The 16,153-nt window shown below is 46.8% G+C and carries 13 protein-coding genes; 12 read left to right on the top strand and 1 reads right to left on the bottom strand.

Annotated elements, in window-relative coordinates:
- Positions 1-90: 90 nt before the first annotated feature.
- Positions 91-2,145 carry a vWA domain-containing protein gene (locus tag MHH92_RS21690; RefSeq protein ID WP_340906202.1) on the bottom strand — a complete coding sequence of 685 codons (2,055 nt, stop codon included), beginning with the start codon at positions 2,143-2,145 and terminating at the stop codon, positions 91-93.
- Between the two features lie 576 nt (positions 2,146-2,721).
- Here MHH92_RS21690 and MHH92_RS21685 point away from each other — a divergent pair.
- The 12 genes from MHH92_RS21685 (at position 2,722) to MHH92_RS21630 (ending at position 16,153) form a co-directional block, all read left to right on the top strand.
- Positions 2,722-4,890, top strand: a complete 2,169-nt coding sequence (locus MHH92_RS21685; RefSeq protein ID WP_340906200.1) for a transcriptional regulator — start codon at positions 2,722-2,724, stop codon at positions 4,888-4,890.
- 183 nt (positions 4,891-5,073) lie between these two features.
- Positions 5,074-5,499, top strand: a complete 426-nt coding sequence (locus MHH92_RS21680) for a hypothetical protein (protein WP_056695746.1) — start codon at positions 5,074-5,076, stop codon at positions 5,497-5,499.
- A 125-nt stretch (positions 5,500-5,624) separates the two neighbouring features.
- Positions 5,625-6,086: a J domain-containing protein gene (locus MHH92_RS21675; protein ID WP_340906196.1), complete on the top strand. Its 462-nt coding sequence runs from the start codon at positions 5,625-5,627 to the stop codon at positions 6,084-6,086.
- 42 nt (positions 6,087-6,128) lie between these two features.
- Positions 6,129-6,680: an FHA domain-containing protein gene (locus tag MHH92_RS21670; RefSeq protein WP_127545040.1), complete on the top strand. Its 552-nt coding sequence runs from the start codon at positions 6,129-6,131 to the stop codon at positions 6,678-6,680.
- Positions 6,681-6,723: 43 nt separating this feature from the next.
- A complete protein-coding gene (locus MHH92_RS21665) occupies positions 6,724-7,257 on the top strand; it encodes an FHA domain-containing protein (protein WP_091013796.1) in 534 nt (177 codons plus the stop codon).
- Positions 7,242-8,123, top strand: coding sequence for a PP2C family protein-serine/threonine phosphatase (locus MHH92_RS21660; RefSeq protein ID WP_228469530.1), 882 nt, complete (start codon positions 7,242-7,244; stop codon positions 8,121-8,123). The genes MHH92_RS21665 and MHH92_RS21660 overlap by 16 nt, the downstream gene beginning before the upstream one ends.
- Before the next feature lie 40 nt (positions 8,124-8,163).
- Entirely contained in the window at positions 8,164-10,008 is a 1,845-nt protein-coding gene (locus MHH92_RS21655; protein WP_340906191.1) for a serine/threonine protein phosphatase, read from the top strand.
- Positions 10,008-11,300 (top strand): normocyte-binding protein, encoded by a 1,293-nt coding sequence (locus MHH92_RS21650; RefSeq protein WP_340907734.1) that lies wholly within the window; start codon positions 10,008-10,010, stop codon positions 11,298-11,300. Before MHH92_RS21655 ends, MHH92_RS21650 begins: the two co-directional genes overlap by 1 nt.
- A gap of 7 nt (positions 11,301-11,307) precedes the next feature.
- On the top strand, positions 11,308-11,997 hold the full coding sequence (locus MHH92_RS21645; RefSeq protein ID WP_100528546.1) for an iron-dependent peroxidase: 690 nt from the start codon (positions 11,308-11,310) through the stop codon (positions 11,995-11,997).
- Between the two features lie 32 nt (positions 11,998-12,029).
- Positions 12,030-14,681 (top strand): molecular chaperone, encoded by a 2,652-nt coding sequence (locus MHH92_RS21640; protein WP_340906190.1) that lies wholly within the window; start codon positions 12,030-12,032, stop codon positions 14,679-14,681.
- A gap of 31 nt (positions 14,682-14,712) precedes the next feature.
- The gene (locus MHH92_RS21635) at positions 14,713-15,486 is read left to right on the top strand and encodes a DNA and RNA helicase (protein ID WP_340906189.1); all 774 of its coding nucleotides are present in this window, start codon (positions 14,713-14,715) and stop codon (positions 15,484-15,486) included.
- Between the two features lie 31 nt (positions 15,487-15,517).
- Positions 15,518-16,153, top strand: a complete 636-nt coding sequence (locus tag MHH92_RS21630) for a hypothetical protein (protein ID WP_133120460.1) — start codon at positions 15,518-15,520, stop codon at positions 16,151-16,153.

Below are 16,153 nucleotides of genomic sequence, written 5' to 3'. Positions count from 1 at the left end.
ACATATGGGGCGAACTGGCTTGTTTCTATTATATTTTCAGAGAGAACATACATCAGCGTGCTTCATTTCCACGTAGTTAACACACAATGTTTACTGTGGATCTCTCTTTTGTCCTACATAGATATTGGTACTTGGTTTGATGGCTTTGTAACGAATTTCGATCTCCGTAACACCATCCTCAAACGTAATATACAACTTTTCATTGTACTCCATAGCTTCCGTGTGTCTGCGTTTCACTGGCGTTCGGCCTCGGACAACCGTACAATTCGTATCGTGCCGTACCAATAACGTTTCTTTTTTACCCGCTTCCAGCCAGATTCGTCCCGCTTCTAGTACTTTGACCCCGATGTCCATGCGATCAAACAGTTCACTGAGACTTACTTTTCGGCGTTCCAATGAGGTTAGAGGCCAATTGGTCACCGGTATATCCTCGCCGTTCGCTGTAGCTAGAAAGTATCCTTCCAGTCTTCCGCGGAATACGGGTTTTGGTTTCAATACGAACCAATACAGTGCGAAAATACCACCAGCAAGAAGCAGGCCCAATCCTGTATATAACAGTACCTTTTCACGTAAAGAATGAATTTGCAACGAAATGTCTGTAGTTATACTTGCTCCCTCAGAATCCGTTGCTGTCACCTTGATCGTTGAACTTCCAGTGTGAAGAGAAGACCATCGCAACAGGTTACCTTCAATGACGGCCTCCCCGAGCTTGCGTTTATTTCCACCTTCAGCAAGGACATAAGTTAAAGGATCATTATTGGCATCCTTAAAGTAGTTGTTCAGGTCGACATCTGTATTGCTGTCATCTTTGGATAACACCATGGATTCGCCGGTGGATACGGGTGCTTGATTCGTAATGTCTACTTCAACCGGAGTAATTTCGCGATAAAAGTCTGGACCGTCGATCCGTAGTCCCCATGTGTACAGATCCGACTTGGGAAAAGTGTATTTTCCCGTAAATCCGCTACCTGTATTGGTCAAAGGGATACGTTCTGTTTTTCCATCAGATGGAGTTACAATGAGTTCCGCTTCCAGTCCCTTGTACACATCCAAGTCCTGAATGGGTTTAGGGTCCACAGCCTGATCGTAGAGTGATGCCTCAAATGTGATGCTTTTCCCCTTGACTGGCTGCTCTGTTGCCATATTTGCAGTAGCAGCTACGTTGTAATTGCCCAGTAGATTAATCTTCACCAGATCACCACTACGACCTTTAAACTTCAGTTTGAACTGTCCCTTGACCGGACGAATGATCTTCATCAGAGCATATTTATCAGATCGAATGAAGCTGACATTGCTGGATTGATAATAGAGCTGAGCTTCGGAGACAGCATGATCAGAAAGCATGATAATGTTGGCATCCGCCATGCTGGAGTTAGGAATATCCACGGTTACTTCCTGCATTGCTCCAGTTGCAGTCACAGCCGCTACAGACACAAGAACAGATTGAATCTGATCTGCAAAAATACGATTGAAGATTTCAGGCAGATCATCCGCACTTCCGGTAATAAAGGAAGAACCACCCGTTTCTTTGGCGATGCGCTCCAATTCTGCCGGGTTAACCGTACCGTCGCGGTTTAGTCCCACAGTATAGATGGGATAACCAGCTTGTTGTGCCATCTCAATAACCTTGTCCACATCCTTGGATGAGTCGGCAGGTGTTCTGCTCGTCGATCCTCGTAAATCCGTTTCTCCGTCAGAGAGCAAAATCATAAATGGTTTACGTTTGTCCGTCTGTGATTGTTCAAGCAGGCTAGCACCTCGGCGTAAGCCAAGTCCGAGATCTGTATATCCTGAACGTTTTAAGCCATCCACACGGCTACGAAGATTATTGCGAGCTCCTGAGGATGAAATAACCATCAGTGGTACGGATGAAGTGATCTTGTCATTATAAGCTACAAACCCCAATCGGGTCTTAGGTCCACTACTCATATCCATAAACATATGTATAACTTCTTCGGCGATGCGATCTTTGTCGGTCTCATTCATGGAGTAGCTAACATCCAGGACAAACATGGCATCGAGTCCTTCATACGTCTGGGTCTTGACGGATGATTCAGCGTATATGCTTCCCATGTCCCATGCTGGAATTAAAAAGCTGATGAACAAAAGAGAGAAAATTGTTTTTTTGAATTTTAATAATATCATACGATGCTTTGAATCTCCTTTCTGTTTTGGGCACTACAATTGTTTTTAGAGGTGAAACTGATTTTTGTTGAAAAACTTTTGTTTTCACTCGATAAAACCCCGTTATGCGTAGTTTTGATAAGTTAAGAATATTGCAACACCGCATACGTTAAGGTGATTTCCTCATGATTAGGGGGAAAACTCCACTAGTCTTAAATCATTGAACATCATCCAAATTATAGGATATTCTTTATCATCGGCATGATTAGAAGGGAAGTGAAGCGAAATTCGGAAAATAGTTCTATAGGTATATCGAAGTCACATAAATGAGCTTTTAGACCTATATAGGGGAATATTGACAAAACATATCACTGATGATTAAGATGAATTCCATAAATCTCCAAAGCAAACGGCATAATCTGGTACATAAGTTCCAGTCATATGTTGACAGCTCGTTCTATTGGACTTGTGATGGCCTGAGAAGATGATTCTCTTAGATCATGACCAAAGACTGATAGTGCGTGCGGAGTGTCAAAAATTGATGGAGGGGGGGAAGCATTCGCCCAAATGAACCATCATTAGGGGGATGTTGCCTGAATGGATATTATTAATCAAACGAACCGAACGATGCTTTTCGAAGAGATCAATCCTGAGAAAATGGATTTGATTACGATTGTCGGTGACGTAAAAGGGATCGACAGTCTGAATGATGACAAGATCAAGGAGATCAATGAACACCTGCTTGTACGAAGCTTCGATGAGTTTTTGGACAAGTTTTCTCCCAGTGTGTATTCCTTTTTCAATGCGGTAAACCAGAAAGTCATGTATACGCTCAAAAAGCCCGAAGGGATTCCGGATGAAGCAATCTCTGAGATCAAAATTGATCATAGCAATGACTTCCTGAGAATGCTCTTTACCCTGATCGATACCAAACGTAGTCAGGGGATTACGAATGTAGATTTCAAGTTTGAAAATTTGCTGGATATGATCTCACCGAAAAAGGTTATGGATGACATTCGGCAGGTACGGAAAGAAATTCATTACATGTACGGCCAGCATGAGAAGCTGGATGACGGGGACCCGAAGAAGTTGGATATCGGGGATAAACTTAATGTCATGTTTGAAGATGCCAGCCGGAACTATAACAATGTTATGGCAATGCTGCCACTGGCCATCGAAGATATCAAAACCCGCTTGTTGCTGGGCCGTGCTCAAGAAGAAACTTCTTCCGAAGCGATTCAGGTAGGACAACTCACGATTGGTGAGAGCGGAGAATTGAAAATTATCGAAGCTCCAAAGAGTGATAACAACGAGTTGATGCTCCTGGATGAGTCGACAAGCACAGATTTGACTCAGGTGTTTGCCGAAGATTATGATTCACTCTCCGAGGCACCTTCACCGTATGTACAGGATCTGGTCGTTCGTACATTCTGCCCACTGCCTGCGGTTCAGACGGATGTTGATGCGGCAGTTGAAGTACAGAATTACAATACATACCTGGAATTTTACAAGAACGCCAAGGATGACTTTGTGAAAACCGTAAAACCGCTGGTAGAGAAAATTTTGGGTGTCAAAATGTTCTTTGATCAATATGCGACCAAGAACAAAGGCATGCTGCCTTCCATGCTGATTGCCAATGCCAAGCTGGATATGCTTGTCAAGAGCAGTAATATTCCGCGGCTGGAGACCTATCTCAACACAGTCAATGCGAAGAATGATTTTACCGACACTATTTGGTTCGGAATTGTTCCTTCCGTTGAACTGGAGAATACGGGACAAGTTCAAGTCAGTCGAGCCCGTTTCCGTGGTAACGAGAAAGTGGTTAAACAAGACGGAAACAGTATGGAATCCCTGTCCATGCTTCTGCAAGTCGTTAAAGACTACAAAGTACAAGTATTCTTCAGCTTTGAATCTGGAGAAGAGACTACATTCAGCAGCATGGCTACTGCGGGCATCGATAAATATATTGATAAATGCGCGGTATTAACTCGCAAAGACTACAGCGAATTCGCCATTCCAAGTGCTCCGAATTTCACCATCATTCCGAAAGAGAAATCGGGTGTCGTTATCGACAGTCGTATGCTCCAGACGGAGAATGGTGTGGAGCTTTCCAAGGAGAAGGAAGACATTCTGAAGCTGTGGATTGAAGGTGTGTATGTCGGTGCGTCTTATGTATCTGCCGGAATTGTGGCTGCATATCAGTGCCCCGAGTATCTACGAGGCGCATTCAAAACCGTGAACCGGGATTATCCAGGTGTGCGTTTTGATATTGAGGCAGGCGATAACAGTCTGCGTGTAGTGACTACGATGACCAAAGAAATTTCCGGATTCACGAACACCATCAAGGATTCGATTAACCGCAAAAACTTTGGATTTATTTTCTCATCGGAGAATGCCCAAATCCAGGATAGCGACATCAAGCGGATCACGGTATACAAAGCGAGAAGCATGGCGATGTCCGAAGATGGTTTTGATTCCTTGTATAAGACACTCGTAAGTACTTACATTGAGCGCTTGCTCCGTTTCCAGACGGGTGATTTCAAGCATGAAAATATCGTCAAATTCTTCAGCAACAATCCGAGCAGTCAGAAGAGCCGGTGGCTGGGAACCCGAGGGTCGATCAATTCGATCATTCAGGAAGGTGACGACATGAGCTTTATCATCGATGAGAAGAGCAATATGTGCCACATTGACCTGGTATTCAACGGCAACGTGAAGAACCTGGAGGTCATGATTACTAAAGGTACCAGCGCGATGAAAGTGTAAGAGACTTGAGTAGTTACAAGTTTTGGATTTTGAGTATAATTCTTTAAACAACGAATTGTAGACATTTATTTTGGTGTTAAAGGCAGCCTTTATGGCTGACCTTATACATATATTTCGGTACCTCTCCCCAGATGGAGAGCATGCCGGGCACATTGTTTTCTAATCTTAAGGAGGTTTTTATTAATGGGTTTTGTATTGAAAGTAGAAGGCGCAGAAACAATCGAATTGGGAATGGATAATATCCGCACAGTAGTGTATGACACAGATACACCGGATGATTCCAACGCTAGATCCACAGATGTAGGTGCAACACTTCGCATCAGTGGCAAAATTATTACAGCAACAGACGGTGACAATGCAGATGACACGATGAAACTTGCTCTGTGGTCACTCGTTCCAGCTGAAAAAGCAGATTGCTACCGTAAAGTGACCCTTGAAGTGGTTGCGGCGGATCAAGTGGTACGCAAAATTTACATGCCTAACGCGTTCGTTGTGGATTACACAGAACGTTTCGGAGATACCGAAGGCGTAGGTGAATTCAGCCTGTTCATCAAACAGAAAAAAGACAAAACGGAATTCACTAAAATTGAAGGCGGCTTCCCGGTATAAAGGGAGCAGCTGATGTTCCGGGTCAGTTATGGCTGGCCCAGAATAATTCTGTCAAGTTAAGGGGCCTTGGTGCCCCTTAATCTTTATTTACGCCCGAATACGGCAGGGAGGCAGGTACGAATACCATGAATGATTATTATGCCGTGCTTGGTGTGGAACGTGAAGCTTCTCCGGAGCAGATCAAGAAGGCTTATCGTCAATTGGCAAAGAAATTTCACCCGGATGTTAATGGGAGAGATCCGCAGGCAGAAATGCGTTTCAAGCAAGTCCATGAGGCCTACAGTACACTCGGAAATCCCGAGTTAAGGGCTGCATACAATCAACAACCTCGATCTACAGGGAAACCAGGAGGGGCAAATGGAGCAACATCCAGTACTGCACGAGAAAAGAGTGGACAAGCCCAAAATGGACCTATGAATACCGAGAAGGTATGGTCTGATCCATCACGAATGCAGGAACAATTTGAACAATTTTTTGGCTATCGCCCCAAAGGCAAGGACAGCTCAAACAGTGGCAAAGCCGATCCCAACAAAGGAATGGATATGTCCGCCATGTTTGACCGATATTTCGGAGTTCGAAAAAAGTAAGCCGGTGGCCTGTAATGGATCGTGCCGGTTCAGGCGGAGGTTATGGAAGTGAAACGAGGAAGGTCGGTAATGACGATAGGGGTTGACGCATGCGTCGCCATGATTTCGTTAGCCGTGCTGTATTACATATTCATCATTAACCGGGACATGAGTGCCCAGTGGATAACTGGAATTATTGTGGTCCTCTCCGGGGGAGCATACTTGTTTTTTAAATACTTACCTGCCAGCAAGAGGGAAAAGAAGAAGTTGTCTTCACGTGTTGTGAAACTCGTACTGTTGGACGATGACGGTACAAGTGTGAAGGAATGGTACATTCAGGGTGAGACAAGTGTATTGATCGGAAAAAGTTCGAAGAACAGTGAGGCGGACATTGATTTGTCCGATACTCCATATGCTTCCCTCATCAGTCCGCAACATGCTGTGCTGAACAAAGCCTCGGGCCAATGGTTTATCGAGGATATTGACTCCGCCAGCGGCGTGGGCGTACGTAAGGGAAATCAAAGCAGATCATCCAAATTGGAAATCGAAGAACCCAGCCTGATTGAGGCAGGAGACTTAATTTATATTGCCAATACCCGAATTTTGGTGAAATAACGTTGGCATACCATCATACAAGCTTACGGGGGAATGAAAAGAAATGAGTCTGACAAGATGTGGAAACGGACATATGTTCAGCACGAGACGGCACGGAAACACCTGTCCATATTGTAATCTGGCCGTCGAGTCACCGCCTTCCGGCAATAGTGAAGCAGGGGGAGCAATCCCACGCGCGCCTCGCACGGCAGAGGATGACAGAACGATGCCATACCTGGGAGAAACGACAGGAATTGAACCGGTAACGGGATGGATGGTGTGTATCGAAGGTCCACAGATGGGCCAGGATTATCGGATTATGGCTGAAAAGAACTTTATTGGACGTTCGGAAGAGATGCATGTTCGAATCCTTGGGGATAACACGATTTCAAGGCGCAATCATGCGGTGATTGTATATGATCCCAAAAAACGGAATTTCTATCTGCTGCCCGGCGATGCTTCCGGCCTTGCCTACCATAACAACGAAGCGGTCTATTCTCCGGTGGAACTGGCTGCCTACGACGTCATTCAATTGGGACGCAGTAAATTTATTTTCATCCCATTATGTGGTGTGCATTTTGAATGGGAGCAACAGTGAATACCTTCATGATCTTGTGGAACGACAAGGAGCTAACGCCTTATTGGGTTCTGGCAGCAGGCTGTTTGTCGATCTGGTTGTTGTTATTCGTCCGAAGCCGGATTCCGGTAAGGCAACGTGACGATAGGCCGGTTGGCGTTCAGATCGGGAATGGACAGACCATTGGTGCTCGCAGTGAACAGGATGATTATTTTGCCTGTGCCGTGGAGCCTTATGGTGTGCTTGCGGTACTTGCCGATGGAATTAGCGGATTATCTGGTGGGAAAGTAGCCAGTACAACTGCTGTAGAAACATTTATCCGTGAGTTTGAAGAGTTGGAGCGGTTTCCTGATCCGGAAGAGTTTTGGGATGCTTCTTCCCATGCGGCAAACCAGGCGATTCTTCGCAATTTACTGGGCGTTCCTGGAGGAACAACGTTGGTATCTGCCATGATCAAGGGCAGGGAGCTGTATTGGGGCGCAGTAGGGGACAGCATTTTGGCCGTATTTCGCAAAGGTGAGCTACTTGCTATCAATCATAAACATACGCTGGAAACTCAACTCGAAGAACAGTATATGTCTGGAGAAATATCGGAGCAGGAGGCGTTGGATAATCCGCAGCGCAAAAGGCTGGTCAACTATTTGGGATACGACCATTTTAAACAAATGGAAATCGCGGACGAGCCGTTTGCACTGCAACCGGCGGACAAGATTGTGTTATGCAGTGACGGGGTATACAACTCCCTTACTGAGATGGAATTGGAAACTATACTGGCGAAAGACATGTCGCCATTTGATGCAGCCCAGACCATCATTGATTTGATTGAAGAAAAACAGCTTGTGCATCAGGATAATGCCACGATTATCATTTTGGAGCAAGGATGGTAACGGATCAGGCAACGCACAGGGAAGGGAAATGGGGAGACGGATGAGGAAGGAGAACAGTGAATTCAAGACGGCTTTTGTCTCGGAAGCGGGATCTTTCCTGAAAAATCGGGATTTCTACGGCTGCGTTGAGCTGGAAGATTGGGCCTGTTATGTCATTGCAGATGGTTTGGATACGGATACGGAAGTGAACAGCGCACAGATCACAGTGCAGACCATTCTGGAATCCTTTTTGGAAAAACCAACCATGTCCAAACGCAGACTGACGGAGTATATCAAGATTGCCCATGAATGGTTGCAGTATGAAAGCCGCCGAGTCAGGCTCAAAGCGGGATTCGTCATTGTTGTGACAGATTATACACGTATGGTGTGGGCATCTGCCGGACACAGCCGTTTGTATCATTTTCGTGGAAATCGGCTTGCACTAAAAAGCAAGGATCATAGCGTTGCTGCCCAGTTGGCAGCCGAAGGCCAGATTGCAGAAGATCGTGTGGATCAGCATGATGAACGCGGCAATCTGAACGAATACGCGGGCAAACCTGGCATGATCAGACCGTATGTATCGGATAAGATTAAGCTGGCCGATGGCGATGTGCTTGTGCTCTGCACCCCTGGATTATGGGAAGGTGTTCAGGATGCCGAGATGATTGATGCGGTTGAAGGTGCCAATGACCCGCAGACACTGGCGGATACGCTTGAAGAAGTAATGCTTAGCAAGCAGCGTACCCGTATCGAGAATTATAGTGCGGCAGCCATATATGTGAACAAGATTTTTCATGAAGAGCCCAAGAACCGTAAGAAATGGATTAAGCGGATTGCCATCATGCTGGTTATGCTCCTGATTTTTGGTGGAGCCGGCATATTCTACGCGGTGAAAAGTGCAGCCAAAAAAGCTGAATTGGTCGTAGATATGCTGCAATATGAAGAGACCGCAGACCAGTACGTCAAGGAACAAGAGTATGCCAAGGCGGTCTCGGACTACAGCCTTGCACGCAATAATTCCATCAAAATCAAGGACCCTATACATAAAAAGCTGTTGACCGCGAAGATGTCTGCTGCCCAGACGCTGGTTGATGGGGAAGCTCACCTGAAAGAAGGCGACATTACCAAAGCAACCGCGAGTTACACCAAAGCATTGGAATTGTCTGAATCCTATAGCATGTTCAACCGGGAAGTTATTCAGGAGCGCCTGGAGCAGATGACCACTTTCCAGCAAGTGCAAGACTGGATCACGGAGGGCGATCTGAAACTCCAGAACGGAGATTACAGTGGAGCAATCATTTTGTATAAACGGGCCAGAACGGCCGCTACGGAGACAGCTTACAAAGATGCGCTGAAGGAAATTGCTACGCAACTGGAGACGGCCGAGACCAAACGTGCAGATATCAAGCGACAATCCCGGCAGCTTCAGGCAGATACGCTGGAACAGAAGGGTGACCGCTTCAATGAAGCCGGAGACTACAGCGGAGCCATGGATGCCTATGCTTCGGCACAGGGAATTTATCAGGAGATCGATATGCTGGAACGTGTGCTGGCCATGGAGCGGAAAATAAACAAACTGGATGAGAAATTGAACCCACCGGTACCGGCGGCTGATCTTACGCAGGATACGGCAGGATTAGATACAGGAAACACATCGGGAATGACCTCGGATATGACCGGCAGTACCGGAAGTATGGGCGCAGGCAATACAGTGGGGAACGGTTCTTCCACTGGTGATGTCATCTCGGCTGGAAATGGCAATGCGGATGCTTCTGGCTCAGGTGCTTCTTCTGGAAAAACGACAAGTAATGCTAGCAGTAATTCTGCCTCCAAGGCTGACGAAAGCACCGACACTACGGAGGCTGACGTGAATGAACAGGAATCATCGGAAGGAGGAGATTCATGATGAAAGACATGATTCGTGACCGTCTTAACAAGATGGAGGATCTTGAACAACGCCGCATGCTCAAAGATCTCATGACAGGCGTTTTTCTTAATCTTGTGGAGTATCAGGAGACGCTGAACAAGCAGATTGAGCAACGAGTTTTCGATGAGGTGTTGCCGCAGGAGGAACGTCATGATGTATATGTCACATTATGTGCGCGGGAAGATCTGGATCCCATTCATGAATTTCTGTACCCGATCATTCCTGAGGATGCTGAACCACAGACCGTCTATTTGAGCGAGGCCTCAGAGGCACTGGCGCGTCAGGAAGAGATGAAATTGTTCACATTCTACATGGAATGTGGGCAACAGGAACTCCAATCTCTGCTGAACAGTAATCGGACATTTCGCGGGGAGATAGTAACCAGTGGAGGCAGACATGCCATAACGGTTCGGTTGAAATCAAGTGCAGCGTATATCTCCAAAGTTGAAGAATTGTACCGGGTCTTTCGTAAGAACAGTCTGCCATGGAAATCGATCAATGCACCCTATGTGTTCAAATTCGTTGATTGTGTTCTGGTCAGTTCGGACGATGGAGAAGCATGGGACAAACAACATGCTGTCAAGGAACTTTCCATCCATCTCGAAGAGTTTGAGTCTTATAAAAGAACCAATATGATTCCGCTGTGGAACATTCAGAAGCTGGATATGAAAACGGGTGGATTCCCTGTTCCGGCTTCGGACCGAATCAATTATGAACATGTGTTGCCACTCCGCAAAACCGGAACGGAACACGGATATCTGGTGGATGGAGACGAATCGCATATTCGGTATATCAAAAGATCGGAAGAAGATATCACCATCGTATCACCACTGGAAAAATCCGATTCATGGACGGTGCTGAAAATAGCTGGTCCCGTCGCAACCCGCATTGGCAGGATGGACTATCCGCTGTTTTCCAATAACAAGAGGGAAGGGTTTGCCGGTAAATATGCGCGTCAGGAAGGACGTTCTGTACGATCCAAAGGAGAGATTGCCCGCATGGTTCACGCTTTTCAGGCAGCAGAGGGATTGGAACTGGAAGATGTGCAAGTGGTGGCGCCAGGACCTGCTTTGGGCATTACGTATCCACTTAATGCATTTGTTAGCGATCATGTCCGTGTTGAAACAGATAAACATCGAATGATTTTAAGGTTCAGCAGACACGGGAAGCAGCCGGGACAGGCCATTTTTCTGGATGATCTGCTGAGCTTTCTGGTATCCGAAATCCAGCTGGCTTTCCCGGAATACTGCTGCGAAGGGGAATGGGTGTGAGTACAGCATGAATTACATCTGGGATCTGATTATTCGGGCCAAGCGTAATGGAACCGATCTGCGCGACGTAACCTTTGTGCCAGCACGTGTATATTCGCCTTACATGGAACTTAGCCAGACAAACCTGAATGCTTCAGGCGTGGAAGGCACGGTTGAAGTCAATCCGTATTATCGCTTTTTTGATATTTTCCGGGACCTCTTCGATATCAATAATGAAGAGCAGGTGGAGTTGCGGGAAGCGCTCTTTGATCTGGTCATTCATTTTCTGGCGGACATGGATTTGATGCAGGGGATGAACAAGAGGGAGTATTATATTCGCTTCATTCTGAAGGATATGCATTCGGGTGTGTACGGGGATCGGGTTCGGCGGCGACTGGAGCTGTTCGGGCAGGAGGAGCAGGAAGTGATCGCCTGCAATATGCTCCGTTTGTATGATACGGGAGAGGCAGTTCATCTGCTGAGGGATACCCTTGTTCGAATGTTCCCGCGTTCAACCCTTTATGCCAATTGTGAGGAGAAGGATGAATTGCTTTTGTATATTGGTCAGGTAGAACGTACGGAAGCGAAGGAGAAGCTGGAACTGATTCTTGAACTCTTTCTGCCGGTTCGTTTCGACACGGAAATATACTGGGGGCATCATTTTGGCATTCTGGATGTGGACTATACGATGATACAGGACGGGATTGCCCTATATTAAGCAGCACCAGCAGTTGTAAGGAGGAAGTATAGATGAACGGCTATTCATACCGATTGTATCCTGACGCCACGAGCAGGGAACGTTCCAGAGGAACGATGCGTTATACGCGCGAAGAATTGATGGACATGACCACATTCCAATTACGGAACATTTGCTACAAGGAACGGTTAATTGAGGGATTGGGCCCTCGGACGGAGCGGGAAGAACTGATTCGGATTATTTTAAAATTTCTGGGAGCGGACGATGTATTGTGGATCGACCAGTCTGTTGATGGCGGATTCGAGCGTATACAAAAGGCTATCTCTCGTCATATGACGGCTCCCATGAGCAGTGATGGAGGCATTAGTGTGCCTGCGCGACTGATTCTGTACGAAGGATTGAACGTGGACAAGCTGGATCGATATGTGGTCACAGCACCGGGTGGATTAACCGAATCCAACGTACTTTTAGTCAATGAGAGCATGGAGCTGTGTGGCATCTTCAACCTGGTTAAGGACGACTCCGTATCGGGAACCTTTTACTTGACCGCAGGAAGTGGGTCGACCTGGAAGAAATCGGGCAACAGACAGTACAGTCTCCTCTTTTTCCGTAAACGCGACTCGGAGTATTTATATCAGACCTATTATTCCAGCAGACCGCTTCCACCGGTTCATATTCAATATACTCAAATCCCACTGGCAGATCTGGACATCCGGGAGCTTGAACCGACAGAAGCAGTGCTTGCAATTGATTTTGGCACCTCCAATACGACGGCAGGCGCCTATTTGCATAACGGTTATATTCAGGCGCCGAGCAGCCAGGATTTGCTGAATGGACGAGTCCGTATGGATGCCATCAACTACGTTTCTTTTCCCGATCCTACATACAAAGATACGGACTGGATCGAGGTCCTGCCTACGGCCATTGGGGTGGCGGAGTGTTCGGATCCAGCGAACATTCGTTACGAGTTCGGCTATGAAGCGCTGCGAAGTATGCGTCGGGGAGGATACAGTAGCCGGGCGAGTGTCTTCCGCAGCATGAAGCGATGGGTGAACAATTACAACAAAATGGAAGAAATCGTCGATGTTCATGGCAATGCGGCCATCGTTTCTCGTATGGATCTGCTGCGTGCGTACATGAATTACATCATCCGAACGGCAGAGCATCAGTTCAAGTGCAAGTTTCGCCATGTGCATTTTACCAGTCCCGTGAAGATGAAAACACAGTTTTTGCAGATGTTCGGCGAGATGCTTCCGGATTATCGGATTGAGCAGACGTATGCGCTGGATGAGGGAATGGCTGTACTCTATAACACCCTTGCTGACGGGATGGAACGTGGTGCTTTCATGGAAGGGCAGACGTATCATGCGCTCGTGATTGATTGTGGCGGTGGAACGACGGATTTATCTTCCTGTGCCTTTACGATCGAGGATGGACATATGGCGTACAAGCTCGATATTCATACTACCTACGAAAATGGGGATACGAACTTCGGAGGTCACAACATTACCTATCGTATTATGCAATTCATGAAAATTGTATTCGCCGACTACTATAGCGGACGCCGTCAGGTGACGGATATTGATAGCCTGATTGAGGCACCTGGTGCGGATGTGTTCCGTCAGGTGGACGAAGAGGGTGTGAAGTCCGTTTATCAGAAGCTGGAGCAGCGATATGATGAGGCAGAACACATCATCCCTACCGCGTTTGCGCGCCGAGAGAATCGTTCTCGGGACGAGTATTTGCGGGTAAGAGGCAACTTCTACTTTCTGTGGGAAATCGCAGAAGAGATGAAGCAGCAATTTTTCCGCAAAACCGGCATATTGCGTAACCGATTCCACTCGGAGATGGAGGACGACGGGGACAGTGATCTGCAAATAACGACCATGGAGCGTTGGTTCCTCTCGGTAGAACGGAATGGGGAGTTGAAGGATGAATATGAGTTCCCCGATGTGGTGTTCAATATCAAGGAAATTACCCAGCTGATTAAGGCCGATATCTATGAGGTGGTTCGCAAGTTTTTGGATGATTTCTATCATCAAGGGCGGATGAACCAGTACTCGATTATCAAGTTGACAGGTCAGTCCTGCCGCATTGATGTATTTCGGGAAGCACTGAAGGAGTTCGTTCCAGGCAGAAGCATTGAGTTTCGGCAAAAACCTGCGGAAGGGCGTGTGCCTGATCTTAAACTTGCCTGCCTTCGAGGGGCAATTCGTTATCTGAGTGCCCGCAAAACAGGAAGCGTTCAAGCTGACATCACGCATGATGCCGCTGTAATTCCGTATACCGTAAGTGCCTACACACATAATGGACGTGAAAAAATGCTGATCAGCAGTCTGGATCGGAGTGATGGCATTCCAGGTAGCATTTCCCGTCCATTCGAGACGGCAGAAGTGGAGTTGTATCTTAGCGGAAGCGATGGCCAGCTGAGACAAAAATTCGTATATGGGAACCGCCCGGAATTCTATAAAGAGGTGCTCTACGAAGACATTCGAGATCGATATGGAGATAAAATTCCGCAGGATGATACGGATTCCATCGTGAATGGAGAGACGAAGTTTTTTGTGTTTCCGGATGATCGTCATTGGGGCTTCCATGTGTTGCCTGTAGCTCGCAGAAATGAACGGCTGTATCTGGGATCGCAGAAGCTACTTCCGTTTGAAACAGACTTGTCGGAACTGGACTTCTTTGACGGAATGAAGTGAGGATCACGAGCAGAAAGGGGGAACAACGCTCATGTTCACATATTCGCATCCGCATTTTAACAAGGGAAGAATTCTGAAAACATCCATGTTGGAGGGACTACGCGATTTCCCCAGAGACTTCATCGAACTGTACTATCGCGGTTATGCAGATGGCATTCTTGCAGGTGCAGAGGTAGAAGTTTTCCCGGACAGATTGTTGGTCGCCCCTGGGATGGTGCTGCATAAAGGAAGGATTTATATGCTGACAGAGCCTATGGAACTGGCATACCAAGCTACGGGACGGGTCAATGTGCTGAAGCTTCGGTTTACCGCGGAGGAGACCGTGAGTGACATGACGATAAGCCACTCGGAGCTGCTCTTGGATGAAGAGACAACGTGCACATCGAGAGAGTTGGAACTGGCTCGATTCAAGCTGAAGGAAGGGGCCCGGCTGCGGCGTGACTACCAGACCTTTGCCGACTTGGCAACGGAGTTCAACACCCTGCATGTCATTCATGTCCCTTATGCAGCCGAGGGGGCAAGCACCTTATCTCCTGTTGTCATGAAGGATTATGCCGAGAGGTTGCTTCGAACGGGGACCTCTGATCCCCAGGATCTGGTCTTCGCCATGATGTGTCTCAATGAAGGAACGGTTGCGCGTAGCGTCATTTTGCATCACATTGCTAGTCGATTAGGGCTGGAGTACAGAGAATATGATAATGCGCAAATTCATCGATATCTGGATCGCATACTGGCGAATGCAGGTCGGGGAACGGGACGTTCGGGTATGCCGGTGGGCGGACCACATCGTATGATTGTGGATTGATTCAGCACAAGGAAAGGAAGTTGTTTTTCATATGGAATATCTTGATCGCAAAGTAATTCCCATATTATATAACCATCGTGAAAATGAAGAGAATGATCAAAACAGTGAAGTAGAAGAGGCGGTTAAATTAGCACATAAATCCCAGGCTATTGATTCAACAGAGCTGCCAGCGAGGCTCCGTATTGGAAAGGAAAGCGTATTTCTAAAACGAACTGAGCTGTACGATAGTAGGGTAGCCATATCCCTTCCACGTTCATTGCGTTTAATTTCAGAGAAGGAAGCGAGCATGAAGTATCCTTCGTCTCATCGGCCGGAATGGATATATACCAATGATTCAGGGACAGTCAATTTTACGTTTAACAGACTGGAGCATCGAATTTCGGAAGAGGAGCTGACTTCCTTTACCGAAACGATGGCCAATGTCATTCGCGGAACGCAGCCTATCAGACAATGGGAGAAACATGGCGTTCGAATTACTGAAACGGGACAGTTCACGGGCTACTGTCAGTTTTCCGTTCAGGGGTTGAATAATCAGATTTATAACCATATCGGTTTTTCGATTTTAGACCAGTCAGTTCTTGTTTACGGATTTAATTGCACGGATGAAGAAAAGCGCGATTGGCTGGAGCCTGGCGAGACGATTCTAAATTCACTTGCGATCCATTGA

It is taken from the genome of Paenibacillus sp. FSL M7-1414 (genome assembly GCF_038003195.1).
GTDB lineage: Bacteria > Bacillota > Bacilli > Paenibacillales > Paenibacillaceae > Paenibacillus > Paenibacillus amylolyticus.
The sequence above is the reverse complement of the archived record's forward strand: the minus strand, read 5'-3'. Positions and strand labels throughout refer to the sequence as shown.

What these genes read in the sequence shown, in the direction of transcription:
- MHH92_RS21690 (WP_340906202.1), bottom strand. Translation starts at nt 2,145, where the DNA reads ATGATATTATTAAAATTCAAAAAAACAATTTTCTCTCTTTTGTTCATC.
- MHH92_RS21685 (WP_340906200.1), top strand. Translation starts at nt 2,722, where the DNA reads ATGGATATTATTAATCAAACGAACCGAACGATGCTTTTCGAAGAGATC.
- MHH92_RS21680 (WP_056695746.1), top strand. Translation starts at nt 5,074, where the DNA reads ATGGGTTTTGTATTGAAAGTAGAAGGCGCAGAAACAATCGAATTGGGA.
- MHH92_RS21675 (WP_340906196.1), top strand. Translation starts at nt 5,625, where the DNA reads ATGAATGATTATTATGCCGTGCTTGGTGTGGAACGTGAAGCTTCTCCG.
- MHH92_RS21670 (WP_127545040.1), top strand. Translation starts at nt 6,129, where the DNA reads ATGGAAGTGAAACGAGGAAGGTCGGTAATGACGATAGGGGTTGACGCA.
- MHH92_RS21665 (WP_091013796.1), top strand. Translation starts at nt 6,724, where the DNA reads ATGAGTCTGACAAGATGTGGAAACGGACATATGTTCAGCACGAGACGG.
- MHH92_RS21660 (WP_228469530.1), top strand. Translation starts at nt 7,242, where the DNA reads ATGGGAGCAACAGTGAATACCTTCATGATCTTGTGGAACGACAAGGAG.
- MHH92_RS21655 (WP_340906191.1), top strand. Translation starts at nt 8,164, where the DNA reads ATGAGGAAGGAGAACAGTGAATTCAAGACGGCTTTTGTCTCGGAAGCG.
- MHH92_RS21650 (WP_340907734.1), top strand. Translation starts at nt 10,008, where the DNA reads ATGAAAGACATGATTCGTGACCGTCTTAACAAGATGGAGGATCTTGAA.
- MHH92_RS21645 (WP_100528546.1), top strand. Translation starts at nt 11,308, where the DNA reads ATGAATTACATCTGGGATCTGATTATTCGGGCCAAGCGTAATGGAACC.
- MHH92_RS21640 (WP_340906190.1), top strand. Translation starts at nt 12,030, where the DNA reads ATGAACGGCTATTCATACCGATTGTATCCTGACGCCACGAGCAGGGAA.
- MHH92_RS21635 (WP_340906189.1), top strand. Translation starts at nt 14,713, where the DNA reads ATGTTCACATATTCGCATCCGCATTTTAACAAGGGAAGAATTCTGAAA.
- MHH92_RS21630 (WP_133120460.1), top strand. Translation starts at nt 15,518, where the DNA reads ATGGAATATCTTGATCGCAAAGTAATTCCCATATTATATAACCATCGT.